The sequence below is a fragment of the Methylomonas stagni genome (genome assembly GCF_050154735.1).
Taxonomy (GTDB): domain Bacteria; phylum Pseudomonadota; class Gammaproteobacteria; order Methylococcales; family Methylomonadaceae; genus Methylomonas; species Methylomonas koyamae_A.
The window spans coordinates 568,887-591,133 of sequence record NZ_CP189557.1; the positions used below are offsets into that span (position 1 = coordinate 568,887).

Genomic DNA, 22,247 nt, shown 5'->3' on the forward strand with positions numbered 1-22,247 from the left:
TTTTTCAATGGGCACAGGTAAGAACGCAATGTCGGAAGTTAAAAAAGTGGTGTTGGCCTATTCGGGCGGCTTGGATACCTCGGTCATCCTGAGATGGTTGCAAGACGTTTATCAATGCGAGGTCGTCACGTTCACCGCCGACATCGGCCAAGGCGAGGAGTTGGAGCCGGCGCGGGCGAAAGCGCAAGCGGCCGGCATTAAGGAAATCTACATCGACGATTTGCGCGAGGAATTCGCCCGTGACTTCGTATTCCCAATGTTCCGCGCCAACACGATTTACGAGGGCGAGTATTTGCTCGGCACCTCGATTGCCCGGCCGCTGATTGCCAAGCGTTTGATCGAAATCGCCAACGAAACCGGCGCGGATACGATTTCTCACGGCGCGACCGGCAAGGGCAACGATCAGGTTCGTTTCGAATTGGGTGCGTACGCACTGCGCCCGGACATCAAAATCATCGCGCCGTGGCGGGAATGGGATTTGAACTCCCGTCAAAAACTGTTGGCCTATGCCGAGAGCCACGGGATCTCTGTTGAAATGAAAAAGGGTAAAACCTCGCCTTACTCGATGGATGCCAACTCGCTGCATATTTCCTACGAAGGCCGCATTCTGGAAAATCCGTGGACCGAGCCGGAAGAAGATATGTGGCGCTGGACCGTGTCGCCGGAAAGTGCCCCGGATCAGGCGACGTATGTCGAGCTAACCTATAAACAGGGCGATATCGTGGCCATCGACGACGTTCCGCACACCCCGCATCAGGTGATGGAAAAATTGAATCAAATCGCCGGCGCCAATGGCATAGGCCGCTTGGACATCGTCGAGAACCGTTACGTCGGCATGAAATCGCGCGGCTGTTACGAGACCCCGGCCGGCACCGTGATGTTAAAAGCCCACCGGGCGATCGAGTCGCTGACCTTGGACCGGGAAGTGGCGCATTTAAAGGACGAACTGATGCCGCGATATGCGTCGTTGATTTACAACGGCTATTGGTGGAGTCCCGAGCGGGCGATGCTGCAAACGATGATCGACACCTCGCAAGTCCGCGTCAACGGCAAGGTACGCGTGAAGCTCTATAAAGGTAACGTCATCGTGGTCGGCCGTGCGTCGGACACCGACAGTCTGTTCGACGAAAACATTGCCACCTTCGAAGAAGACGGCGGCGCTTACAACCAAAAAGACGCCGAAGGCTTTATCAAGTTGAATGCATTGCGGATGCGAATCGCGGCGAAAAAGGCGCGTTGAGTGCAACCGGTTTAATGCAGGACATTTTTAGCGAAGCTTGTATAATGTCGGGATAGGCTGACGGCGAAGTTTGCCCGGTCGGTACTAAGCTTCCCGATTAGCACACTAGAACAATAATGAGCGATATGCCTGAGATTAATCCGGATGATGCCAATACCGACAAGCACGCTATTGTCTACTTGCCTGGTGCTCACCGGGATCAGGCGCTAATCAAGGCAAACCGCTTTCTGTTAATGCTGGTGACGGCATTGACGGCAGCGGTTTTTTTATTGGGTTTTGTTTTGTTGCCCAGACAAAATCTGCTGAACGAAATTCAGAAAAACCAAGCCGTGTCGATGGCCTATGCCACCCAAAACCCGGCTTTATCGGCCGAAATCAGCGCGTTGAAAGGCCAGCTTTTCGGCTTGGTCAGCGGTTCGATCGAGAGCAAACTGCGCTCGTTGGAAGATAACATCAAGCGCGGGAGCGTTGCCGATTCCTTGGATACGATACGCGATCTGAAGGGTGACGTAAAAATTCTGGCCTCGTATTCCGGCGCGGGCGACGCTGCGTCGGCCAAGCCCGGCGAAGCGCTTGTCGTCAATCAGGTATTGGTTCAAGAGCTGGAAGACATCAAGGATTTGGTCTATCTGACCTTCGTATCCTGTGGCTTGATGATCGCGGCGGTGGCTGGCGTTTGGTTACGCGGCCGTCGGCGTTTGCCGTCGTATCGGCAGAGTGCTCGTCATTATTTGAGTCGGGACTGAACGCGAGCCTAAAACTGACTAGGCAATAAACTCGGCACACAAAAAAGCCGCCTTCCTAACGGAGAGGCGGCTTTTTTCGCCTTGGAGCTTGAGCTTATTTGCTCAGATAGGCGTAGATCGCGTCGATGGCTTGATCTTCGGTGTAACCTGCTTTTTTGACTGGGCCAACTTCCATAATCGCCGCAGTTGCTTTGGGCATGCCGTTTTTGCCTTCTTTTACCACTTTCGTGAATTGATCTTTAGGCAGTTTGCCGGCTTTGATCAGTTCTTTCAGTTGTGGGTTGGATGAGATGTCGTGGCAAGCGCCGCAACCACGGCCAAAAGCGCGCTCGTAGATTTTTGCACCGATTTCTTCTTGTTCGTTAGCCGCTACTTGACCGCTCAGAGCGATTAATGCCGCACCTACGGTAAAAACGAATGATTTTTTCATTGTGTTCTCTCGTTGTGATTAAAAAAAGAACTGCATTGGCAATACAGCTCCTGGGAAATCAAGCCGGTAAAGGATAGGGAGTTTCGCCGGAAAATTCAATCAATTTTCACCGCGAAAGCCGCTCCGAGTCGGCTTGCGCGGCGATTCTTCCAACGAAAACTTAATTTCCGCTGAATTCGGGATTTTTTCACGCATCCCGCGTCGCTGCGGGGTGGAACCATTGCAATTTTTCCCGCAATGTGACGACGCTGCCGACGATAATCAGCGTCGGAGCTTTGAATTCGGCGGCTTCTACTCGCGCGGGCATATCGCTCAACGTGCCGGTCAATACCCGTTGATGACGGGTGGTGCCTTGTTGGACGATGGCGATCGGATGATCCGGCGGGCAGCCGTGTTCTATCAGCGAACGGCAAATCACATCCAGGCCAACCAAGCCCATGTAGATGACGATGGTTTGATTTGGTGTGGCAAGCTGGCGCCAGTTCAGATTGATGTTACCGTCCTTAAGGTGGCCGGTGACGAAGGTGCACGACTGGGCGTGATCGCGGTGGGTCAGCGGAATGCCTGCATAACTGGCACAGCCAGCGGCGGCTGTGATACCCGGAACCACTTGGAACTGGATGCCTTGTTGCATCAGGGTTTCGATCTCCTCGCCGCCGCGTCCGAAGATAAACGGATCGCCGCCTTTCAAGCGGGCCACCCGCTTGCCTTGTAACGCCAGTTGCGCGAGCAAGGCGTTGATGTCTTCCTGTGGCAAACTGTGATTGTTACGCTGTTTGCCGACATAGATTTTGTCGGCGTCGCGGCGGGCCATTTCCAGAATCTCGGCCGAGACCAGTCGGTCGTAAACGACCACGTCGGCCTGTTGCATCAACCGCAGAGCGCGGAAGGTCAATAAGTCCGGGTCGCCGGGGCCGGCGCCGATCAAATAGACTTCGCCGCGCGGAGACTGGGTAGAATCGGCGGCCAAGCTTTCGTTGAGGCGGGATTCGGCTTCGTCGATCCGGTCGGCAAACACTAATTCGGCGATGGGGCCTTGCAAGACACTTTCCCAAAATATCCGACGGCGGTTGGTGTCCGGCAAATGTTGTTTGACCGTTTGTCGAAAACGTTCGGCGAAGGTCGCCAGTCGGCCGTAGGCAGCGGGAATGGCGGTTTCGACCTTGGCGCGCAGCAAGCGCGCCAACACCGGCGAAACGCCGCCGGACGAGATCGCTATCGTTAGCGGCGAGCGGTCGACGATAGCCGGGAAAATGAAGCTGCACAAATCCGGATTGTCGACCACGTTGACCGGAATTCCGCGTGCGTTGGCTGCCTTGGCGACCACTTCGTTGGTCCTGCGGTCGTTGGTTGCCGAAATCACCAGACGCGCGCCGTCCACGTCGGCGGCGGCAAAGGGCTTTTGGTGCAATTCGAGATCACCGATGCCAATGACATCCGCGCTAATTTCGACGGCAACCACCGTGATTCGAGCGCCAGCCTTGTGCAGCAGCTCGATTTTTCGGGCCGCGACGCTGCCGGCGCCGACCACCAGACAAGGTTGATTCTTCAGGTTTAAAAATAGCGGGAAGTACTCCATGGCTCGATTTTCGCGGTGTGGTGTGGGATATTATGGTAATTATTAATTAAACGGCGAGCGAGTCGCGTGAGTTATGATTAAATTTGATCTGGAAGTCGATGCCAGCGGATTGCAATGCCCGTTACCGCTGTTGAGGCTGAAGAAAGCGATTATGGAAATCGACAGTGGCGCGGTCGTCAAGGTGATTGCTACCGATCCGGCTGCTCATCTGGATTTCGGCGTGTATATCGATCAAGCCGGGCATATCCCGCTGAAAATCATCAAGGATGTTGATAAACAGGTGTTCTTTATACAGAAAAAATAACAGCGATTCAATATTACGCTGTCGGTTCGGCGCGGTTCCGCGCGTGCCGCCTAGCGCAAGCTGATGATGGGCCAATGGGCTTGCTCGGCGGTCAGCCGCAACTTGGGGTCGGGATCGACCGCCACCGGCCGCTCCACCAGATTCAACAGCGGTAAATCGTTGTGGGAGTCGCTGTAAAAGTGGCTGCCGAGCATCGATTCGCCGGATTCGGCCAGCCATTGTTGTAATAACGTGACCTTGCCTTGCTGGAAACACGGCGTACCGTTAAAGCGGCCGGTATAGCGGCCGTCCTTCATTTCCGGCGTCGTCGCCAAAAGATTGTCGATACCGTAGAGCTTGACGATAGGCTCGGTCACGAAGCGGTTGGTCGCGGTAATTACCAGCAAGGTATCGCCTGCGGCGCGGTGCCGTTCCACCAGGGCGTGGGCGGCATCCAACATAATCGGCTTGATCAGCGTTTCGACGAATTCTTCCCGCCAGCGGTAGAGCTGGGCCGGTTCGTGGCAGGCCAGCGGCGCCAGCGAGAAATGCAAAAACTCGACGATGTCCAGGGTGCCGTGCTGGTAGTCTTCGTAGAATTTCTGGTTGGCTTGTTCGTAGTGGTCCTTGTCGACGATGCCGGCGTCCACCAAAAATTGTCCCCACAAGAAATCGCTGTCGTCGGCGATCAGCGTGTTGTCCAGATCGAATATCGCTAAGCTCACGGCCTTCCCGTCTTGATAAAGAAAAAAACGGCCGCCGGTAGCGTCGGCTGCCTATTTATGGAACAATTGCGACATTAATTCATGATCGCTGGTTGCCGATTTTAGCATTTCACCATCGGTAACCGGGCGGCAAATCATACAGGTTTTTTGACATGATAGACTCGAAAGGATACCGGCCGAATGTCGGGATTATCCTTTGCAATGACGAGGGTCGCGTGTTCTGGGCTAAGCGCAAGGGAGCCAATTCCTGGCAGTTTCCGCAAGGAGGCATCGACGGCAACGAAGATCCGGAAACCGCGATGTATCGGGAGTTGTGGGAGGAAACCGGCTTGCGCGCCGAACATGTGCATTTGTTGGGGCGAACCCGCTACTGGTTGCGTTACAGGCTGCCGGATCGCTATGTCCGCAAAAACTCGACACCGTTGTGCATAGGCCAAAAGCAGATTTGGTTCATCCTGAAATTGATGAGCGACGAGTCCTTGGTGCGTTTCGATTGCGGCCACAAGCAAGAATTCGATAACTGGAAATGGGTCGAGTATTGGTACCCGATGAAGGATGTGGTGTATTTCAAGCGCCGAGTCTATCGGCGGGCCTTGGACGAGTTGGGCGCGTTGCTGGTGGCCAACGATGTCGGCATCAATGCCGAAGGCTATTTATCCGGCCGTTTGCTGGCAGGCTAATAATCGGCCTGCAATTCCAGTTCCGGTTGCTCGATGTCTAGCCGATGGCAATCTGACCAAAATTCGCCGTTGTCGCTCAGCTCGAACACCCGATAACCCGGCGGCAGCGGGTCTAGTTCCAACTTATCGGCGCCTGGTTTGAATTGAAAACAAGTCGCCGGCATCCCCAACCATCTCACCCCCGCGCGATCCGCTTCGAATAGCTGGTGTACGTGACCGCAGGTCACCGCCTTGATTTGTCGGAAGCCGGCGGTCAATTCGATTAACGCGTCGCCGTTCTCGATTTTCATTCGGTCCATCCAGGGACTGCCGCAGGGCAATGTGTGGTGGTGGACCGCCAATAACGCCGGTTCCGGATTGGCCGTCAACAGCTCGGCGGCTTCAGCCAGTTCCGATTCACTCAGAAAGCCGGCCGGACTGTCGGGTTTTCGACTATTCAGCGCGACGATCTGCCAGCCCGGCAAGGCTATCCTCCTCCCGCAATCGACACTGCCGCCCGCCAGCCATAGCCGCATCAAATTCGGATCGTCGTGGTTGCCGGGCAGGCACAGGCAAGGCGTGTCGCTGGCGGCGAGGATGCCGGCCAGGCGCCGGTAACTGTCGGGGCAAGGGTCTTGGGTCAGATCGCCGGTCAGCAGGATCAAGTCGAACGGCCCGTGCGCGATCAGGGCCCGATTCAAGGTTTCCCGGAAATAAAATTCGGTATCGACGCCCACCATCGTCCCACCGGCCGCGGCGCGCAGATGCAGGTCGGTCAGTTGCAGGACTTTGGCGGTGCTCATTTAGCGCAAGTAAGGGAAATAGGCCAGGCTGTTGGCGTGAACCCGCCTCAAGTCGTCGTGTTCGCCCAGCCAGCGGTAGCCCGAGTGTTGCGCGTTAGGCAGTTGTGCCAGCGATAGCGGCAGCCGCAATTGGTAGGCCAACACCACGTAATGCGTGCCGATGCCGGGGGCCTTGGCGAAATTGGTGTCGTACAGATGCGTGAAGCCGCCGAGCAATTGACCTTGCTCAATCTCCAGCTCGATACCGAGTTCGGCCCGCGTAATTCGTCGGAAGGCCTGTTCCAAGGTTTCGTTTTTGAAAATCCGGCCGCCGGGCACGAACCAATAGCCGGCCGCCGGCTCGTTCAGACGTTCGCCCATCAAGATCGCGTTCGTTTCCGAACGGATCACCAAATCGATCGAGACCAACGGTGTCAGATCGACGACATTCAAAAACGCTTGTTTGTCCAGCATGCCATTTCCCTAAATCTTAATCCGGATAAAGGTCCGATTATACGATGTCCTTGACCAGCAACTTGGAATTGCGCTGGTAGTTGTAGCCGTCGCGCATCGTTTCCGGCAGATCGCCGAGTTCGCAGGGGTGAAAGCCGCGTTCGACGAACCAATGCACGGTTTGGGTACTGCGCACGAATAAGCGTTTGACGGCTTCGGTCTTGGCCTTGGCGAACAAATACTCCAGTAGGCTGTTGCCGCGCGCGCCGCGCCGATAGTCCGGGTGTACCGCCAGACAGGCGATTTCGGCGCTGTTGCCGTCTTCCATCGCGTGGAAGGCGGTGCAACCGATGATCAGGCGGTCGCGCTCGATGACGACGTAATCGCCGATCTGCATTTCCAGTTTCTCCCTGGAGCGCTTGACCAGCACGCCTTCCGCTTCCAACGGTTTGATCAGTTCCATGATGCCGGCAATGTCGTCCAGCGCCGCCGGCCGAATGGTTTCGAAAGCGGTCGAACTGACCAGGGTGCCGACGCCGTCGCGGGTAAACAACTCCAGCAGCAAGGCGCCATCGACGTGGCGGTTGATCAAATGCGCCCGCTGCACGCCTTGCCGGCAGCTTTGCACCGCCGCGCGTAGAGAGCGGGTTAGCGGCGGCGGGAAATCCGGCGTGGTTTCCAATAATTCCTCGGCCTGCGCCGTCGTCAGTTGCGGCAGCGGCCGTTGTTCGTCCGGCGACAAACAGTCTTGTTCGGTCAACAGAATCAATTTATCGGCTTGCAAGGCGATGGCGACCTCGGTGGCTACCTCCTCGGCGGATAAATTGAACACCTCGCCGCTGGGTGAATAACCGATCGGCGAAATCAGCACGACATTGTGTTGATCGAGCTGCTGGTGAATCGCCTCGCTGTCGATGCGCCGCACCTTGCCGGTATAGCAATAATCGATGCCGTCCAACACCCCGAGCGGACGAGCGGTGACGAAGTTGCCCGACGCGACCCGAATCTTGGCGCCGGCCATCGGCGAGCCGGACACGCCCATCGACAGCAAGGCTTCGATTTCGACCCGCACCAACCCGGCGGCTTGCTTGACGTACTGCAAGGTGGTCGCGTCGGTGATGCGCAGATGGTGATGAAACTTCGGCGTATCGCCGCGTTCGGCCAGCCGTTCGTCGATCTGCTGGCGGATGCCGTGCACCAACACCAGCCGCACGCCCAAGCTGCGCAGCAAGGCAAAATCGTGGATCAGATTGTCGAATTCCGGTTCGCCGACCGCATTGCCGCCGAAGAAAATCACGAAGGTGCGGCGCCGGTGGGCGTGAATGTAGGGCGACGATTGGCGGAACCAGGAAACGAAAGAGGGCGGTTGTGGCATGGCTGGATCTTAGAACGTATTTGGCCGGATAGTGTAACTCGGCCGGCGCGGAAATGGCGCGCGGCGGTTTTAGCTTTGTGGGAGCGGCTTTAGCCGCGATTCGACACAGTGTCAGCGCTGACTTTTCCAGCGTCCGGCAACGTATTCCAAGGCTTCCTGTATGTTAAGGTCGCGGGTGGCGCCGCCGGTGCGGACGAACAATTTCGGCGTACCGGCTTGGGTTAAAAACACCGGGCGGCTGGCCGGCGAGACGATGACCCGGCACACGTCGCGGTCGGCCAGTTTATGAAACAGCACATGGATCAACGGACACAGGTCGGCGCCCAGATTGGTCGAGACCGCCGTCATCAGGGTTTGCTCGAATCCGTCTTGATCCGGCTTTTTCAAGGTCTGGAAGTCCTCGGCCAAACCGAGAATCTCGCCATTGTCGGCCACGCCGATCAGCAAGGTACCGCCGACCGCGCTGTTGAAGAAACCCGCCAGGGTTTTCAGAATCACGCCTTCCAACGCTTTATTGACCCGCTGTTCCTGCAAGTCCCAGCGCAGCGAAGACTTAAACTCCAGCAACGGCCCTTCGCCCTGGCGGATGATGGTCGGCAAATCCTTCTCTAGCTCGGCTTTCAATGCGTCCAGGTCCACCAGCCGTCTATGTAGCATTTGATAGAAGCCCAGCGACAACAGCCCCAGGATCGCGCCGATTTCGGCGTAGAACAGTATCAGGTTGTTCTGATTGATCTGGCCGGTCATCACTTCGCCGAACTGGCCCAGCACGAATTCGATCGACGACAGCGGATCGGCGTTACGCTCTCGCGAACTGATGTAATCGTAACTGGGCGCCAACAAAAAGATGCCCATGCCCGCGCCGATCCAGCCGGCCAGGAAATAGATTTTCAGTTTTTGTTTCCAGATATACAGAAGTTGGAGCAGGAAGCGTTTCACGGGAGCGTCGGGACAGTGGCTGATGCCGGCAGGCGCCGGTCGGTTAGGATAAAGCGGCGGCGAGCGGCGGCTTGCGAATATTGTACTTGCTAGCGTCGTCGGCTCGCCGGTTTTTTGTGCCCGCCGCCCGGTCAACCGAAATCGCTAAGCCGGAACAGCCGTGGGTCGCGTCATCAAGTTGTCCACCGTTGACTCGCTTACATGCCAAGGCGCTTTGTTGTTCTCGGGATGTAATCCCGACGGCTTCGGGTTAAACTTCCCAGCCGCGAGGTGGCTGGCCGGCGTTGGTTCGACGTTGCGCGCCCGATGCCCGATACCGCCGCCAGATTCTTCAAGCTGATTTCAAGGAATTACCGATGCCATCGATTAAATTCGCCGGCGCGGCATTTGCCGCGCTGTTCGTCGCCAACGTCCAGGCGGAAACCGTGTTCGTCACGCTGGAAAAGGACAATGCCATCGCCGTTGTCGATCCGGCCGAAGGCAAGTTGTTGAAAACCGTCAAGGTCGGCCAACGGCCGCGCGGTATCGCGATCAGCCACGACGCCAAGACCTTGTTCGTCGCTACCAGCGACGACAACACGATCCGGATGCTGGACAGCACTACCTTGAAGGAAATCGGCAAATTGCCGTCCGGCGAAGACCCGGAAACCTTCGCGCTGAGTCCGGACGATAAGCTGATGTATGTGTCCAACGAGGACGACGCCGAAGTCACCGTCATCGACATCGCCGGCAAGAAGGCGGTGGCCAAGATCAAGGTCGGCGTCGAGCCGGAGGGTATCGCGGTCAGTCCGAACAACCAATGGACGATCAGCGCCTCGGAAACCACCAACATGCTGCACTGGATCGATACCGCCAACCGGCAAATCCAGGACAACACCTTGGTGGATGCCAGGCCTCGCGCGGTAACGTTCACCGACGACAGCCAGCAACTGTGGGCGACCTCGGAAATGGCCGGCACGCTGACCATCATCGATACCGCGACCAAGCAGATTGCCCAGAACATTAAATTGGAGGTGCCGGGCTTGAGTAGCGATTTGGTGCAACCGGTCGGTATCGCCATCGACAAGCAGCGCCGCTACGGCTATGTGGCGATGGGCCCAGCCAACCGGGTCGCTGTGATCGACGCCCAAAATTACAAAGTGGAGAAGTATCTGCTGGTCGGCCAGCGGGTCTGGAATCTAGCCTTTTCGCCGGATCAAAAGCGTTTGTACACCACCAACGGCGTCAGTAACGACATCTCGATCATTGATTTGGAGAACCATAAGGTGACCAAGTCGATCGCGGTGGGGCGTTATCCCTGGGGCGTGGCGGTTAAACCATGACCGCCGCGCTGCACATCGAAGGCCTGAGCTTTGCCTACGGCGCCAAGAAGGCGCTGGATAACGTGGCGTTTCAGGTTGAGCCGGGCGAATGCACGATTTTGCTCGGACCCAACGGCGCCGGCAAAAGTACGCTGTTCGCGTTGATCACCCGGCTTTACGATGCCAGGGAAGGGCGTATCGCGCTGTGCGGTTTCGACGTCAAGCAGCAAAGCCTGCAAGCGCTGGCCAAATTGGGCGTGGTGTTTCAACAGACTACGCTGGACCCGGATTTGTCGGTGACCCAAAACCTGCGCTATCACGCCGCGCTGCACGGCATCGGTAAAAAACAGGCCGACAAACGGATCCAGGAAGAGCTGGAGCGTTTGGCTATGTATGAACGGCGCGGCGAAAAGGTTAGGCAACTGAACGGCGGCCACAAGCGCCGGGTCGAGATTGCCCGCGCCTTGTTGCACAAACCCAGCTTGCTGTTGCTGGACGAACCGACCGTCGGCCTGGACGTGCCCAGCCGGCAGGCCATCGTCAAACATGTGCACGACTTGGTCAAACAGCAAAATCTGGCGGTGTTGTGGGCGACGCACTTGATCGACGAAATCGATGCCGACGACAGCTTGGTGGTCTTGCACAAAGGCCAGATCAAGGCCAATGGCAGGCTTGCCGAGATATTGAAAAACACCGGCTGGGCCGATCCCGGTCAGGTGTTTCAGAAGCTTACCCAATCCGATAAAGGAGGGACGGCATGAGAATAGTGCATTACTGGCGGGCCACCGCCGGCATCGTCGGCCGCGAACTGCTGCGTTTTCTGCATCAGCGCGAGCGTTTCGTCTCGGCGCTGGTACGACCCTTGGTGTGGTTGTTCGTATTCGCCGCCGGCTTCCGCGCCGCGCTGGGCATCGCGATCAGCCCGCCTTACGAAACCTATATTTTGTACGAGGTCTACATCACCCCCGGCCTGCTGGGCATGATCTTGCTGTTCAACGGCATGCAAAGCTCGTTGTCGATGGTTTACGACCGGGAAATGGGCAGCATGCGCATGTTGATGGTCTGCCCGCTGCCGCGCTGGTTTTTACTGTGCAGCAAATTGATCGCCGGTACCGCGGTCGGCGTGTTGCAATGCTACGCCTTCCTCGGCATCGCCTGGCTGTACGACATCCAGGCGCCGCTGCCGGGCTATTTGTGGATACTGCCGGCGCTGGTGTTGGCCGGCATGATGCTGGGCGCGTTGGGCTTGCTGCTGTCGTCGTTCATCAAGCAATTGGAAAACTTCGCCGGGGTGATGAATTTCGTGATTTTCCCGCTGTTCTTCATGTCCACCGCGTTGTATCCATTGTGGAAGATCAAGGAATCCAGTCCGTTACTGGCGACCCTGGCCGAGTACAACCCGTTCTCGCAAGCCGTCGAACTGATCCGCTTCGCGCTGTACGAGCAGTTCAACCAACTGGCGCTGGTCTTCACCGCCGCCGCTTTTTTGTTGTTCATCGGCGCGGCGATTTTGGGCTACAACCCTAGCAAGGGGATGATGGTTAGGAAGGGTGGCGGGGATTGATAACAATAGAAACTATATTCATGACGCAGATTGGTTCAATTATTACTTACGTAATTGCGTTATTTGTTTTGTATAGGGTTTTGGTTGAACAAAAAGATGCAACGATCCAAAATCTTAAAGAACAGATTAATTCTCTCAAGGATCAACTTGTAGACGCGAGGTCTCAGTCGCCTGATGTATTGGCACAAAATCTTGCCAATCGGATTAAGCTTTTAGAACAGGAATTAGAGCGGCTTCAGCACGATAAATCTGCTAGCCAGGAACAAGTCAAGGCAAAGGAAATGGAACTGAATCAGGTCCGTGCAGAGGCGGCAAATCTCTCTGAGAAAGTGCAGCAGGCACGAAAGTCACTGAGTGACTTTCTTTGCCCCCACTGTGGCGCCCGTTTGATAGAAAAGTCTTATCCGTCCGAATTGGTTTGGTCTGGGAATAAAGGGACCTGCTACGAATATGAACTTACCGTCTTCGAGTGTGGATATGCAGTCCAAGATGGTGAAATGATTAAGGAATGCAGTAAATCAAATTCCATCGGTATTAGTGATATATGAAACTTAAGGAACCTCTGATTAATTCGTATCCTAAGATTTAATATAGAATTAAATCAATTGCTTATGCGTAAATTTATCTTGAAAATCTGAATTAATCATAGGTTCCTTAACTGTATTCTAATAGTCGCGAGTTCCAGACCAAGGTGCAGTTTCGTATGAGCTATATTTGCATTTCCGATATTCTCGAATTACCGGCGCAGGAACGAATGCAACTCGTGGAACTGATTTGGGACAGTATCGCGGCGGTTCCGGAGGCCCTGACGGCTTCACCGGAGGTAAAGGGATGGTGGTTAGGAAAGTGGCCGGGACTAGTGATCGGTAACAGGCACGAGAGTTGGATAGGAGCCGGTTTACCGGCAAGCTAACGATCCCGTCCGCGAGGTCCGTGCCTCAATTTTGGTTATTTTGATTCGGACAATCATCACCGAGCACATTCCGGTTTGCAACGACGCATCAGGCGTATCACGATGGCTTGCAAATCCTCAAGTTGGTCGCCTTGATCCAGGCTGGGATTTCACTTTAAATTCCGGATATCCTGTTCAAACAAAGGATACGATTTCCAACCCCGGCGCTATCGAGAACTAAGCGTGTCCGGCACCGCAAACCGTCCCAAGATCAAACTGCGGCGGTTGCCCCGCTTCACTTGTCAAAATCCTGGAAAATTCCTGCCCGTATTCCGCCCAATCCTTAATCCCGGTAATGACGCCCAAATATTCGCCACCGCGCAAAAATACCAGGGAAGGCCAACTGGTAAACCGAAATCTGGCTTGCAATTCGCGCTCGATGGATTTGTCGATCAGCGCACCGTGCAAACGATCGGCAAAGGCTTTTAACAGTTCCGGCAAAATCACTGCCACGTCATGACTTTCCGGAAACATCTGCGGATCGTTGGCAAAGAACAACACAACTGTGTCATGACCGTGCACGAATAAGTCGTAACTCTCCGCATCCAACAGCGGCAGGCCGTGGCGGGTTTGCAGCTGTTCCAGCAAGGGCGTACTCATGTTCGTAAAAACTCCGGCAGTTCGGGTTCGCGGTCGACCAGGTCCGCGAACAAATGGTCGAAATCGGTTTGACCGGCCATCGCCAGTCGCATCGCTTCCAGCGCGTCGTTGATTTGCGCGGCGCGTTCGGGCGTGAGCACTTCGCGGGCGGTGTCCAGAAATACCAGCAACCAAGTGCCGGCCGCTTGTTCGCCGACCAGCATCATATCGATTTGACTATGCTGACCGCGATAAGCGCAGATCGCCGTCTCGCCGCGCGATTCGACGATCTGCATCGGAATGCCTATACACATCCGTATTTCCCCCGATAGTCGACATCGACTTGTAAACTCGGTTGCTCGGACGCTTGCGGCGGCCGCACTTCGAAGGCATTCGACAACACGATACGTTCGTCGCCGAGTCGGTAGGCTTGTTCGGGCGACGGGCGCTCTTGTTCGTAGCGCTGGATGTCCAGAATGGGATCGGTCAAGTCCTTGGGCGCGTCGGCGCGATCGGCGACCACGCCGAACTCGGCCAGGTAGGCAAGGGCAACCTCGATCGCCGGCTGGATTCGCGCCTTCACACTCGGCCGCAAACTGCCGCCGTAGTCCTCCAGCTCTTCCGGCTGCACGCCGATCAGCAACAGACGTTCCGGATAGTCGCCCAACATCTGGGCCATGGCCAATACTTCTTGAAAGCCGGTCTGGTGTAGGCTCATTTTCTTGGCGCCGAGAAAGTTGGGGACGTCCGCATCTTCGACAATTTTCAAGGTGGCCGGCGGCAGGCCGTAGTCGACCGCGTCGAACATCACCAGCACGTCGGCGTTTTGCACGTAGTCCACCAAATACACGCCCTGGGTGCCGCCGTCCAGCACCGTGACCTGCTCGGGAAATTGGTAGTACTTCCGCAGATGTTCGACGACGCGAACGCCGAAACCTTCGTCGGCCCACAGTAGGTTGCCGATGCCCAGCAACAGAATTCGCGGCGTAGCGGTCATGTTCAATGGGCGTCGTCGATGGGTTTGTCGTCCTTGAAAACGCGCCAGCCGGTGACTATCGTCGAAAGCATGCTTTGGCCGGACAATTTTTCCTCGCGTACCGCCACGTAGACGTGAATGACCACGAAACAAACGATGAGCCACATCACCAAATGATGCCAGGTATGCACGGTCTGACTGTCGCCGAACAAGGGCAGCAGCCAACTGCTGAACAGCGCGTATTGCCAACTGCCTTGACCTTCGCCTTCGCCGTACAACGCGAATCCGGTGACGATCATGAACAAGGAGCCCCAAACGAAAGCAAAATGCATCGCCAGGATAGCCAGCGGATTGTGACCAACATAATGGCGCGGCTGCTTTTCCAGAAAGCAATACCAGCGGATTTCACACCACACGCCGTCCCAAAAATGCGCTTTCAGCAGCGGCGGCAGAAAGATTTGCCGAGCATGCTCGTTACCGGCATAGGCCCAGTAAGCCCGGCCGGCAATGCCTATCGCCAGCACGTAGCCGGCGGCGAAATGCGCGAAGCGGATATAACCCATCAAAAAATGCTCGGAGGCTTCGCCGGCCGGCGATGTCAACGGCGAGGCGATTAGATATCCGCTAATCACCAACACCACGATGGCCAAGGCATTCACCGAATGCCACAGGCGAACCGGTAATTCGTAGACGTAAACCGGAGCCGACGGCGCGCTCATTTCGAGCTCCGGCGGCTGTTGGTCCAGCGTTTGACGGCCGCGATCGCGACCAAGCTCAACGAGCCAGCGGCCGCCAAATAGGGCAGCCAGTGTCGATAGGACAGAATTAAGTGTTCCAGGCTATGGCTCAGGCTGTCGATGCCGGGATGGCTGTGAGCTTCGGCCTGGCTGAAAGTCAATAATAAGGCGGCGGAGGCCAAAAATTTGTTCATTGTGTTCTCCTGAACTGCGGCATTTGATGACGGCGGATGACGCTGCGTTGATCCGCCCTACATTGTTTAATCAACGCACCTTCACTTGGGTTAGTTCCTGTCCATCCGGACTCATCACATGAGTCGAACAAGCCAAGCAAGGATCGAAGCTGTGCAGCGTCCGCAAGATCTCGACCGGCTCTTCCGGGCGCTCGACCTTGGTGTTCATCAGCGAAGCCTCGAAGGCGCCGATATTGCCGTGCTCGTCGCGCGGCGAACCGTTCCAAGTGGTTGGCACCACGCATTGGTAGTTGGCGATCTTGGTGTCTTCGATTTTCAGCCAATGGCCCAGCGCGCCGCGCGGGGCTTCGGTGAAACCCACGCCTTTGACGCTGCTTGGCCAGGTGTCCGGATCCCAGCGCTCGACGTTGGCGGTCGCCAAATCGCCGGCCTTGACGTTGGCGATCAGTTTGTCCATGAAGTAACGCATCTTGCCGGCCGCCCACTGGGCTTCCAGACCGCGCGCGGCGGTGCGGCCCAGCGTCGAGAACAACGCGCTGACCGGCACGTCCAGCGTTTTCAATACGAAATTGATTTGTTCGGTGATTTCCTTATTGCCCTGGGCGTAGCCGATCACATAGCGGGCCAACGGGCCGACTTCCATCGCGTGGCCGCGCCAGCGCGGCGCTTTGATCCACGAGTATTTGGCCGATTCGTCCAATTCTTTAATATGGGTGCGATCGCCCTTGGTATTCGAGCCGAGCTTGTAATTGGGATCGGTGATGCCGTCCCAGGGGTGCAGGCCGGCGGCTTCGTCCGGGTATTTGTACCAGGAGTGTGGTACGAACTCCTGAATCTGTTTCGGGTCGGTCAGATCGACTTCGTGGACCTTGCTCAGATCGCCGTTGATGATCGCGCCGCGCGGCATCAGCAGATTGGCCGCCGAATAGTCGTTGGCTTTATCCGGGATATCGCCGTAGGACAGCAGGCTTTGGCCGGAAATGCCGCCGCCGTACAACCAGCCTTTGTAAAACTGGGCGATTGCCAGTAAATCCGGGATGTAGATTTGGTCGATGAAGGTGATGGTTCTGTCGATGATCGACGAAATCAGGTTCAAACGTTCCATGTTGACCGCGCCGACCGCGCCGACGCCGTCGATGTTGATCGCGCACGGTACGCCGCCGACCAGCCAGTTCGGATGCGGGTCCTTTCCGCCGAATATCGTGCGGATTTTCATGATGTCTTTTTGAAAATCCAGCGCTTCCAGATAGTGGGTGACCGCCAGCAAATCGGCTTCCGGCGGCAGCAAATAGGCCGGATTGCTCCAGTAACCGTTTTTGAACGGACCGAGCTGGCCGGATTCGACGAATTTTTTCAGACGGTTTTGGGTGTCACGGAAATAGCCGGGCGAGGACTTGGGATTGCTCGGCGAAATTTGTTGTTGCAACGCGGACGTCGCGACCGGATCGGCTTTCAGCGCGTTGACCGGGTTGACCCAATCCAGCGCGTGCAAATGATAGAAATGCACCAAGTGGTCGTGCGCCTGCAAACTCAGTTGCATGATGTTGCGGATTGAGTTGGCGTTTTCCGGAATCTTGATTTTCAACGCGTCCTCGACCGCGCGCACCGAGGTCAAGGCGTGGGTGCCGGTGCAGACGCCGCAGATGCGTTGCACGAAGGCCCAGGCGTCGCGCGGATCGCGGCCTTTTAAAATCACTTCCAGGCCGCGCCACATGGTGCCGCTGGACACCGCGTTGCGAATAATGTTTTCCTCGTCGATATTGACTTCGCAGCGCATGTGGCCTTCGATCCGCGTGACCGGATCGACCACCACGCGGCGGCCGGCGTCGTTCAAATGAAAACCGTTGGGGGTAGCAGTGACGGTCATGATTATTCGGCTCCGGGTTGTTTATCGGCTTGTTTGGCGCGGTTCAAGGCAGTCAGACCGGCATGAGCGGCGACGCCGGCGGTGACGATCCCGGCGGCGGTGCCGCCGACCACATCGGCATTGGCTTCGATGCCGAACTGGTTGATGCCGGTCAGGCGGTCGTAGAAACTGCCTTTATCCCAGAAACCGTCTTCCGAGCAGCCGATACAGCCGTGGCCGGACTGGATCGGGAATGAGGTACCTTCGTTCCATTTTACGGTCGAGCAGGCGTTGTAAGTAGTCGGCCCCTTGCAGCCCATTTTGTACAGACAATGGCCTTGGCGGGCGGCTTCGTCGTCCCATTGCTCGACGAACTGGCCGGCGTCGAAATGCGGCCGGCGGTAGCATTTGTCGTGGATGCGCTGGCTATAAAACATTTGCGGCCGGCCTTGTTTATCCAGCGTCGGCAGTTTGTCGAAAGTCAACAGATAGGCCACCACGGCGGTCATCACTTCGGCGATCGGCGGGCAGCCGGGCACTTTGATAATCGGTTTGTTGGCCAGACCCGGTACTTTATGCACCGGCGTGGCGCGGGTCGGATTGGGTTTGGCGGCCTGCACGCAACCCCACGAAGCGCAGGAGCCCCAGGAAATAATGGCCTTGCAACTCTCGGCGGCGTATTTGAGTTGCTCAACAAACGGTTTGCCGCCGATGATGCAATACATGCCGTCCTCGGCCAGCGGCGGATTGCCTTCGACGGCCAGGATGTAGTTGCCTTTGTATTTTTCGACGATTTCATCAATGATGGCTTCGGCGTTATGACCGGCGGCCGCCATGATGGTGTCGTCATAGTCCAGCGATAGCATGGACAGGATCACGTCTTTCGCCAGCGGGTGGCCGGAACGGATGAAGGATTCCGAACAACAGGTGCATTCCAGACCGTGCAGCCACAACACCGGAATCCGCGGTTTGGTTTCCATCGCGTGGGCGATTTTCGGCGCGAACGCCGGACTCAAACCCAGCGAGGCGGCGGTCAGGCTGCAAAACTTCAAGAAGCTGCGGCGGGTGATGCCCTGCCGGCGCATCACATCGTAAAAGGTTTCGATCATGGACACTCCTGGCGTTGCCATACGCGATCCGCGCGCGGATCGGCGGATTCGGCCGTCCCGGCTCGAATTCGCGGTTATTGTTTTTTCCGGCGGCGCTGCGGCCGGCCGGTTGAAGCCCGCAGAGCTTACGCAACATCCATGCCGGTCGATTTTTGGCGAGATTACCTTGAAGTTCCCGTGGGAAATACCGATGAGCTTGTCGAGATTACGACAAAATCGACAATCGACAGCGCTTAATGATGTGTATACGACAAGCTGGCTGGCGAAGTTAAGGTTGACCGCTTAGGGTAGAATCTCGAATTTTTGCGAGGAAGCGAGCGTTGACCGTCGAGATCACCACCGTCGATTTACTCCGGCACGGCGAGGCTTGCGGCGGCGCGGTCTACCGGGGTAGTCGCGACGACGAATTGACCGCGCTTGGTTGGCAAGCCATGGAAGCGCGCTGCGCTAGCGGCGATTGGGAAAGCGTGGTCAGTTCGCCGTTACTACGGTGTCGGGGGTTCGGCGAAGTCTATGCCGCCCGTCGAGCCTTGCCGTTTCATACTTTGCAGGAGTGGCGGGAGATCGATTTCGGCGCATGGGAGGGACGGTCCGCCACCGAAATTCAAGAGTCCGACCCCGCGCGCTGGGCGGCATTTTGCGAACGCCCGCACGCCTGCCCGCCACCCGGCGGCGAAGCCTATGCCGATTTCGCGGTGCGGGTCGGTGCGGGATGGCGGCGCGTGATCGACGACCACGCCGGTCAGCGGGTGTTGGCGGTTTGCCATGCCGGCGTGATTCGCTGCTTGTTCAGCGTTTTGCTGGGTTTGCCGGTGGAGCGCGGCTTCGCGATTTCGGTACCGCACGCCGGATTGACCCGTTTTACTTGTTACCGGGACGGCGGCGGCGAATTCGTTAGACTGGAAGCGCATCTGGCCTGAAGACTCTATACTAGACGGCAAACTCAGCGAGTTCGGCATCCGTGATCAATCGACTTCCCGCTATTCAATTGGGCGCTCCCGGCGAAGACATCAGCCGCAAGGATTTGCAAGCCGTCGTCCAACGTTTCAAGCATTTCAATCAGCAGCGCTTGCAACGGGTGCAGAGTTTGCTGCAGCCGCGGCAACAAGAGTTTTTGAAATTGTTGCCGTTGTTGTTTCATCAAAATCACCCCTTGTTGCCCGGTTTCATCGCGCTGGATACGCCGGCCGGGATTCCCGACTACGCGCCGTCCAAGCAAACATTGGATGCGGCGAAGCAGTTCAGCAAGGGCTTTGCGTTCAAGCGCAAGGCCTTGCGCCAACATCCGATCGATGCGATCTATCTGATGGGCAGCGTCGGCAGCATGGCCTTTTCCAGGGACAGCGACATCGATATCTGGTTGTGCCACGCGCCGGGTTTGGCGGCCGACCAACTGGCCGAATTGGAACAAAAGGCCCGCGACATCGAAAAGTGGGCAGCTTCGCTAAAGCTGGAAACCCACTTTTTTCTGATGGACGCCGGCCAATTCGCGCGCGGCGAAAATACCCCGATTTCGAAGGAAAGCAGCGGGGAAACTCAACACTATCTGCTGCTGGAAGAGTTCTATCGTACATCTATTTATATTGCCGGCCGAATTCCGCTGTGGTGGCTGGTGCCGCCGGAACAGGATCATCAATATCCGCAATATGTAAAGCATTTGCTCGAAAACCGTTTCGTCTCCGAGCCTGAGGTGATCGATTTCGGCGGCATGCATCAAGTGCCGGTCGCGGAGTTCGCCAGCGCGACGCTGTGGCATATCTTCAAGTCCCTGACTTCCCCGCACAAATCGCTGTTGAAACTGTTTTTGATGGAAAGTTACGCCAGCGAATTTCCGACGCCGCAGTGGTTGTGTCTGGCTATGAAGCGCGCGATTTATCAAGGCGAGTTTAGCGTCGATAGCCTCGATCCCTATCTGATGATCTATAGCAAGGTCGACGCCTATCTGCGCGGCATCGACGGCGGACGGCGCCTGGAATTGGCCCGCGAATGTTTTTACCTCAAAATCGTCGGCACCGGCGCTGCGCCGATCGAAAACCGAGCGCGCCAGATGCAGCAGGACTTCTTGCGGGAGGTGGCCGAGCAATGGCAGTGGCCCGACGATTTGCTGGACAACTTGGCGACCGTGCGTTTTTGGGATATCGCCAAGGCCGGCGCCGAGCACGCGGTGATCCGTCAGCAGTTGCAGCAATGCCTAAAAATGATTCTGCAATTCGTCGGTATGCCCTTGGATCAGGCGCAGCGCGAAAATCAAGATTTGAAATTGGTCGGCCGTAAGTTGAAAGTCGAGTTGGATTTGCGTCCCGACAAGATCGAAGTGCTGTCCACCCGCCAGGCGGTGCAGAACAAACCGGATTTGCTGGTTGCGGCGGAAGTCACGGCGGGTTCCGACGCACCCGTCTGGTATTTGTTTACCGAACGGCCGTCCGCCAAGCAATTAGCGCTGGGTCGGGCGATCAAACAGGGCGACAGTCTGCTTGAATTGCTGTGCTGGGCCGTGATCAACGGGCTGTATAAAAAGAGCATCAACCTGCACGTATTGGAGAGCGGTAGTGCGCAAGCCGGCGGCGAAGCTCAACAGTTGCTCAATGAGTTAAACCAGTTTCTGACCCGTCACTTGTTGAGCCGGGAAGCTGATCTGGCGATCTATAACCGCCCGAACCGCGTGCAAGCCACCTTGCTGCTGGTCAATTGGCGGGAAAAGTTGCCGGTCGATAGCGGCCATGCCAAACAGCTGGTGATGAGCGAACGCGCCGATCCGCTCAGTTACGGCGACAACCGTTTGTGTTTCGTGCTGGGGATGCAACGCTTGTCGATCAGCGTGTGGGGCGAGGCAACCTTACACCGTTACAGCGGCTTGGAGGGCGTCTTCAGCTGCTTGACCGAGTTATTCAACGACGGCGTCAAACCGCCGGCGGCCGATCAACTGCAGGTATTGTGCTATACCCCGGTGCGCGGCCGCAGTATCGTCGGCCGCCTCGAAGCGCTTTTCGCCAGACTGACGGCCATCGCCGATCGGCCGGTCGCGCCCTACCAGCGTTACGTCACGGCGGCCGGGGGTGGGTACGCGATGTTTGCTATGAGCGGCGAGCGTTTGAGTTATTACTTGCTGGACACTCAGCCGCAGCTGTTACAAGAGTTGGCCAAGCCGCATGGCGGCTACGCGCCGGTGTTTTTCGACGATTACGTACTTGAGCAGACCTATATCCCGTTCCTCTATCAATATAATCAGCCGGATACGGTCCAATTGTTCTACCACGTCACCAGCAAGCATGTTGGCGTTTATATCGTCGACGAGCACGGGGCGCTGTATTTGCGTCAGCATGCCAACGCCGGCGCGGAGCACGTACTGGCTCATTATTCGGTATTTTTCTCGACCTTGATTGCCCAGGATCGCTTACCCCAGGTCCCACTCCTGAAATACTACGAGATATACCGTAACTCGGCCGGCGTGATTTCGTGCCATCCGGCCCAGCCCAAATTAAAAGCCAGCGCGATGGAACTGAGCGTGCGCATCGCCGGCGAGACGCCTAGCCGGTTGGGCGTGTATTGCAACGAGCGCTGGTTTCCGCTCGACGATCCGAGCGGCTATGGCGCGGTTCGTCAGCACATACTCGGCTACAGGAAGGCCAGCGAGAATTATCCCTTCCACATCACCGAGATCGAGGTGCCCTGTCAAGCAATGGGCGCCGAAACGCCGGATCGATTGCAAACCGTGCACTTTCTGAACTTCAAACAAAAAATCGAGGATAAATTAAACATATAGGCCGGCCCGCCGATA

25 protein-coding genes are annotated in these 22,247 nt (G+C 56.7%); 11 read left to right on the top strand and 14 right to left on the bottom strand.

Annotated elements, in window-relative coordinates; genetic code table 11:
* The first annotated feature begins 28 nt into the window (after positions 1 to 28).
* Entirely contained in the window at positions 29 to 1,240 is a 1,212-nt protein-coding gene (locus ACP4CD_RS02600; protein ID WP_426993343.1) for an argininosuccinate synthase, read from the top strand.
* A gap of 116 nt (positions 1,241 to 1,356) precedes the next feature.
* Positions 1,357 to 1,986: a hypothetical protein gene (locus ACP4CD_RS02605; RefSeq protein ID WP_426993344.1), complete on the top strand. Its 630-nt coding sequence runs from the start codon at positions 1,357 to 1,359 to the stop codon at positions 1,984 to 1,986.
* A gap of 94 nt (positions 1,987 to 2,080) precedes the next feature.
* On the opposite strand, the gene ACP4CD_RS02610 is transcribed toward ACP4CD_RS02605, so the two are convergent.
* Together ACP4CD_RS02610 and cysG are read right to left on the bottom strand one after the other, a co-directional pair.
* Positions 2,081 to 2,416 (bottom strand): c-type cytochrome, encoded by a 336-nt coding sequence (locus tag ACP4CD_RS02610; RefSeq protein WP_064027872.1) that lies wholly within the window; start codon positions 2,414 to 2,416, stop codon positions 2,081 to 2,083.
* A 187-nt stretch (positions 2,417 to 2,603) separates the two neighbouring features.
* The gene (cysG, locus tag ACP4CD_RS02615) at positions 2,604 to 3,995 is read right to left on the bottom strand and encodes a siroheme synthase CysG (RefSeq protein WP_426993345.1); all 1,392 of its coding nucleotides are present in this window, start codon (positions 3,993 to 3,995) and stop codon (positions 2,604 to 2,606) included.
* Between the two features lie 73 nt (positions 3,996 to 4,068).
* Here cysG and ACP4CD_RS02620 point away from each other — a divergent pair, with 73 nt between their 5' ends.
* Complete coding sequence (locus tag ACP4CD_RS02620; protein ID WP_426993347.1) at positions 4,069 to 4,299, top strand: sulfurtransferase TusA family protein; 231 nt, start codon at positions 4,069 to 4,071, stop codon at positions 4,297 to 4,299.
* A 50-nt stretch (positions 4,300 to 4,349) separates the two neighbouring features.
* On the opposite strand, the gene ACP4CD_RS02625 is transcribed toward ACP4CD_RS02620, so the two are convergent.
* Positions 4,350 to 5,003 carry an HAD family hydrolase gene (locus tag ACP4CD_RS02625; protein ID WP_071158046.1) on the bottom strand — a complete coding sequence of 218 codons (654 nt, stop codon included), beginning with the start codon at positions 5,001 to 5,003 and terminating at the stop codon, positions 4,350 to 4,352.
* A 152-nt stretch (positions 5,004 to 5,155) separates the two neighbouring features.
* On the opposite strand from ACP4CD_RS02625, the gene ACP4CD_RS02630 reads away from it, so the two are divergent.
* Complete coding sequence (locus tag ACP4CD_RS02630; RefSeq protein WP_064027864.1) at positions 5,156 to 5,683, top strand: RNA pyrophosphohydrolase; 528 nt, start codon at positions 5,156 to 5,158, stop codon at positions 5,681 to 5,683.
* Here the strand turns inward: ACP4CD_RS02630 and ACP4CD_RS02635 are convergent.
* The 4 genes from ACP4CD_RS02635 to ACP4CD_RS02650 all read right to left on the bottom strand — a co-directional run bounded on the left by ACP4CD_RS02635 (position 5,680) and on the right by ACP4CD_RS02650 (position 9,211).
* Positions 5,680 to 6,465 carry a metallophosphoesterase gene (locus tag ACP4CD_RS02635; protein ID WP_426993349.1) on the bottom strand — a complete coding sequence of 262 codons (786 nt, stop codon included), beginning with the start codon at positions 6,463 to 6,465 and terminating at the stop codon, positions 5,680 to 5,682. The genes ACP4CD_RS02630 and ACP4CD_RS02635 overlap by 4 nt on opposite strands.
* Complete coding sequence (locus ACP4CD_RS02640) at positions 6,466 to 6,918, bottom strand: GDP-mannose mannosyl hydrolase (protein ID WP_426993350.1); 453 nt, start codon at positions 6,916 to 6,918, stop codon at positions 6,466 to 6,468.
* Between the two features lie 37 nt (positions 6,919 to 6,955).
* Entirely contained in the window at positions 6,956 to 8,272 is a 1,317-nt protein-coding gene (argA, locus tag ACP4CD_RS02645) for an amino-acid N-acetyltransferase (RefSeq protein WP_426993352.1), read from the bottom strand.
* Positions 8,273 to 8,383: 111 nt separating this feature from the next.
* Complete coding sequence (locus ACP4CD_RS02650) at positions 8,384 to 9,211, bottom strand: AlbA family DNA-binding domain-containing protein (protein ID WP_064027913.1); 828 nt, start codon at positions 9,209 to 9,211, stop codon at positions 8,384 to 8,386.
* A 356-nt stretch (positions 9,212 to 9,567) separates the two neighbouring features.
* Between ACP4CD_RS02650 and ACP4CD_RS02655 the strand changes: the two genes are divergently transcribed.
* The 5 genes from ACP4CD_RS02655 to ACP4CD_RS02675 all read left to right on the top strand — a co-directional run bounded on the left by ACP4CD_RS02655 (position 9,568) and on the right by ACP4CD_RS02675 (position 12,989).
* Entirely contained in the window at positions 9,568 to 10,533 is a 966-nt protein-coding gene (locus ACP4CD_RS02655) for a PQQ-dependent catabolism-associated beta-propeller protein (RefSeq protein ID WP_426993354.1), read from the top strand.
* The gene (locus ACP4CD_RS02660) at positions 10,530 to 11,273 is read left to right on the top strand and encodes an ABC transporter ATP-binding protein (RefSeq protein ID WP_426993356.1); all 744 of its coding nucleotides are present in this window, start codon (positions 10,530 to 10,532) and stop codon (positions 11,271 to 11,273) included. The genes ACP4CD_RS02655 and ACP4CD_RS02660 overlap by 4 nt, the downstream gene beginning before the upstream one ends.
* Complete coding sequence (locus tag ACP4CD_RS02665; protein ID WP_071158054.1) at positions 11,270 to 12,076, top strand: ABC transporter permease; 807 nt, start codon at positions 11,270 to 11,272, stop codon at positions 12,074 to 12,076. Before ACP4CD_RS02660 ends, ACP4CD_RS02665 begins: the two co-directional genes overlap by 4 nt.
* 20 nt (positions 12,077 to 12,096) lie before the next feature.
* Positions 12,097 to 12,624, top strand: coding sequence for a hypothetical protein (locus tag ACP4CD_RS02670; protein ID WP_426993358.1), 528 nt, complete (start codon positions 12,097 to 12,099; stop codon positions 12,622 to 12,624).
* 155 nt (positions 12,625 to 12,779) lie between these two features.
* Positions 12,780 to 12,989 (top strand): addiction module protein, encoded by a 210-nt coding sequence (locus ACP4CD_RS02675; protein ID WP_426993360.1) that lies wholly within the window; start codon positions 12,780 to 12,782, stop codon positions 12,987 to 12,989.
* A 216-nt stretch (positions 12,990 to 13,205) separates the two neighbouring features.
* Here the strand turns inward: ACP4CD_RS02675 and ACP4CD_RS02680 are convergent, their stop codons facing one another.
* The 7 genes from ACP4CD_RS02680 to ACP4CD_RS02710 form a co-directional block, all read right to left on the bottom strand.
* Complete coding sequence (locus tag ACP4CD_RS02680) at positions 13,206 to 13,628, bottom strand: hydrogenase (protein WP_071158058.1); 423 nt, start codon at positions 13,626 to 13,628, stop codon at positions 13,206 to 13,208.
* The gene (locus ACP4CD_RS02685; RefSeq protein WP_071158060.1) at positions 13,625 to 13,921 is read right to left on the bottom strand and encodes a HypC/HybG/HupF family hydrogenase formation chaperone; all 297 of its coding nucleotides are present in this window, start codon (positions 13,919 to 13,921) and stop codon (positions 13,625 to 13,627) included. The genes ACP4CD_RS02680 and ACP4CD_RS02685 overlap by 4 nt, the downstream gene beginning before the upstream one ends.
* Positions 13,912 to 14,604: a HyaD/HybD family hydrogenase maturation endopeptidase gene (locus ACP4CD_RS02690; protein WP_426993362.1), complete on the bottom strand. Its 693-nt coding sequence runs from the start codon at positions 14,602 to 14,604 to the stop codon at positions 13,912 to 13,914. The genes ACP4CD_RS02685 and ACP4CD_RS02690 overlap by 10 nt, the downstream gene beginning before the upstream one ends.
* A 2-nt stretch (positions 14,605 to 14,606) precedes the next feature.
* Positions 14,607 to 15,302 (bottom strand): Ni/Fe-hydrogenase, b-type cytochrome subunit, encoded by a 696-nt coding sequence (gene cybH / locus ACP4CD_RS02695; protein WP_426993364.1) that lies wholly within the window; start codon positions 15,300 to 15,302, stop codon positions 14,607 to 14,609.
* Positions 15,299 to 15,514, bottom strand: coding sequence for a hypothetical protein (locus ACP4CD_RS02700; protein ID WP_426993366.1), 216 nt, complete (start codon positions 15,512 to 15,514; stop codon positions 15,299 to 15,301). The genes cybH and ACP4CD_RS02700 overlap by 4 nt, the downstream gene beginning before the upstream one ends.
* A gap of 70 nt (positions 15,515 to 15,584) precedes the next feature.
* Complete coding sequence (locus ACP4CD_RS02705) at positions 15,585 to 17,381, bottom strand: nickel-dependent hydrogenase large subunit (RefSeq protein WP_064027838.1); 1,797 nt, start codon at positions 17,379 to 17,381, stop codon at positions 15,585 to 15,587.
* 2 nt (positions 17,382 to 17,383) lie between these two features.
* Positions 17,384 to 18,469: a hydrogenase small subunit gene (locus ACP4CD_RS02710; RefSeq protein ID WP_269454754.1), complete on the bottom strand. Its 1,086-nt coding sequence runs from the start codon at positions 18,467 to 18,469 to the stop codon at positions 17,384 to 17,386.
* A 320-nt stretch (positions 18,470 to 18,789) separates the two neighbouring features.
* Here ACP4CD_RS02710 and ACP4CD_RS02715 point away from each other — a divergent pair, with 320 nt between their 5' ends.
* Both ACP4CD_RS02715 and ACP4CD_RS02720 read left to right on the top strand, forming a co-directional pair.
* Complete coding sequence (locus ACP4CD_RS02715; protein ID WP_426993368.1) at positions 18,790 to 19,389, top strand: histidine phosphatase family protein; 600 nt, start codon at positions 18,790 to 18,792, stop codon at positions 19,387 to 19,389.
* A gap of 41 nt (positions 19,390 to 19,430) precedes the next feature.
* Positions 19,431 to 22,232 carry a class I adenylate cyclase gene (locus tag ACP4CD_RS02720; RefSeq protein WP_426993369.1) on the top strand — a complete coding sequence of 934 codons (2,802 nt, stop codon included), beginning with the start codon at positions 19,431 to 19,433 and terminating at the stop codon, positions 22,230 to 22,232.
* Positions 22,233 to 22,247 lie beyond the last annotated feature (15 nt).

What these genes read in the sequence shown, in the direction of transcription:
- ACP4CD_RS02600 (WP_426993343.1), top strand. Translation starts at nt 29, where the DNA reads ATGTCGGAAGTTAAAAAAGTGGTGTTGGCCTATTCGGGCGGCTTGGAT.
- ACP4CD_RS02605 (WP_426993344.1), top strand. Translation starts at nt 1,357, where the DNA reads ATGAGCGATATGCCTGAGATTAATCCGGATGATGCCAATACCGACAAG.
- ACP4CD_RS02610 (WP_064027872.1), bottom strand. Translation starts at nt 2,416, where the DNA reads ATGAAAAAATCATTCGTTTTTACCGTAGGTGCGGCATTAATCGCTCTG.
- cysG (WP_426993345.1), bottom strand. Translation starts at nt 3,995, where the DNA reads ATGGAGTACTTCCCGCTATTTTTAAACCTGAAGAATCAACCTTGTCTG.
- ACP4CD_RS02620 (WP_426993347.1), top strand. Translation starts at nt 4,069, where the DNA reads ATGATTAAATTTGATCTGGAAGTCGATGCCAGCGGATTGCAATGCCCG.
- ACP4CD_RS02630 (WP_064027864.1), top strand. Translation starts at nt 5,156, where the DNA reads ATGATAGACTCGAAAGGATACCGGCCGAATGTCGGGATTATCCTTTGC.
- ACP4CD_RS02635 (WP_426993349.1), bottom strand. Translation starts at nt 6,465, where the DNA reads ATGAGCACCGCCAAAGTCCTGCAACTGACCGACCTGCATCTGCGCGCC.
- ACP4CD_RS02640 (WP_426993350.1), bottom strand. Translation starts at nt 6,918, where the DNA reads ATGCTGGACAAACAAGCGTTTTTGAATGTCGTCGATCTGACACCGTTG.
- argA (WP_426993352.1), bottom strand. Translation starts at nt 8,272, where the DNA reads ATGCCACAACCGCCCTCTTTCGTTTCCTGGTTCCGCCAATCGTCGCCC.
- ACP4CD_RS02655 (WP_426993354.1), top strand. Translation starts at nt 9,568, where the DNA reads ATGCCATCGATTAAATTCGCCGGCGCGGCATTTGCCGCGCTGTTCGTC.
- ACP4CD_RS02660 (WP_426993356.1), top strand. Translation starts at nt 10,530, where the DNA reads ATGACCGCCGCGCTGCACATCGAAGGCCTGAGCTTTGCCTACGGCGCC.
- ACP4CD_RS02665 (WP_071158054.1), top strand. Translation starts at nt 11,270, where the DNA reads ATGAGAATAGTGCATTACTGGCGGGCCACCGCCGGCATCGTCGGCCGC.
- ACP4CD_RS02670 (WP_426993358.1), top strand. Translation starts at nt 12,097, where the DNA reads ATGACGCAGATTGGTTCAATTATTACTTACGTAATTGCGTTATTTGTT.
- ACP4CD_RS02675 (WP_426993360.1), top strand. Translation starts at nt 12,780, where the DNA reads ATGAGCTATATTTGCATTTCCGATATTCTCGAATTACCGGCGCAGGAA.
- ACP4CD_RS02680 (WP_071158058.1), bottom strand. Translation starts at nt 13,628, where the DNA reads ATGAGTACGCCCTTGCTGGAACAGCTGCAAACCCGCCACGGCCTGCCG.
- ACP4CD_RS02685 (WP_071158060.1), bottom strand. Translation starts at nt 13,921, where the DNA reads ATGTGTATAGGCATTCCGATGCAGATCGTCGAATCGCGCGGCGAGACG.
- ACP4CD_RS02690 (WP_426993362.1), bottom strand. Translation starts at nt 14,604, where the DNA reads ATGACCGCTACGCCGCGAATTCTGTTGCTGGGCATCGGCAACCTACTG.
- cybH (WP_426993364.1), bottom strand. Translation starts at nt 15,302, where the DNA reads ATGAGCGCGCCGTCGGCTCCGGTTTACGTCTACGAATTACCGGTTCGC.
- ACP4CD_RS02700 (WP_426993366.1), bottom strand. Translation starts at nt 15,514, where the DNA reads ATGAACAAATTTTTGGCCTCCGCCGCCTTATTATTGACTTTCAGCCAG.
- ACP4CD_RS02705 (WP_064027838.1), bottom strand. Translation starts at nt 17,381, where the DNA reads ATGACCGTCACTGCTACCCCCAACGGTTTTCATTTGAACGACGCCGGC.
- ACP4CD_RS02710 (WP_269454754.1), bottom strand. Translation starts at nt 18,469, where the DNA reads ATGATCGAAACCTTTTACGATGTGATGCGCCGGCAGGGCATCACCCGC.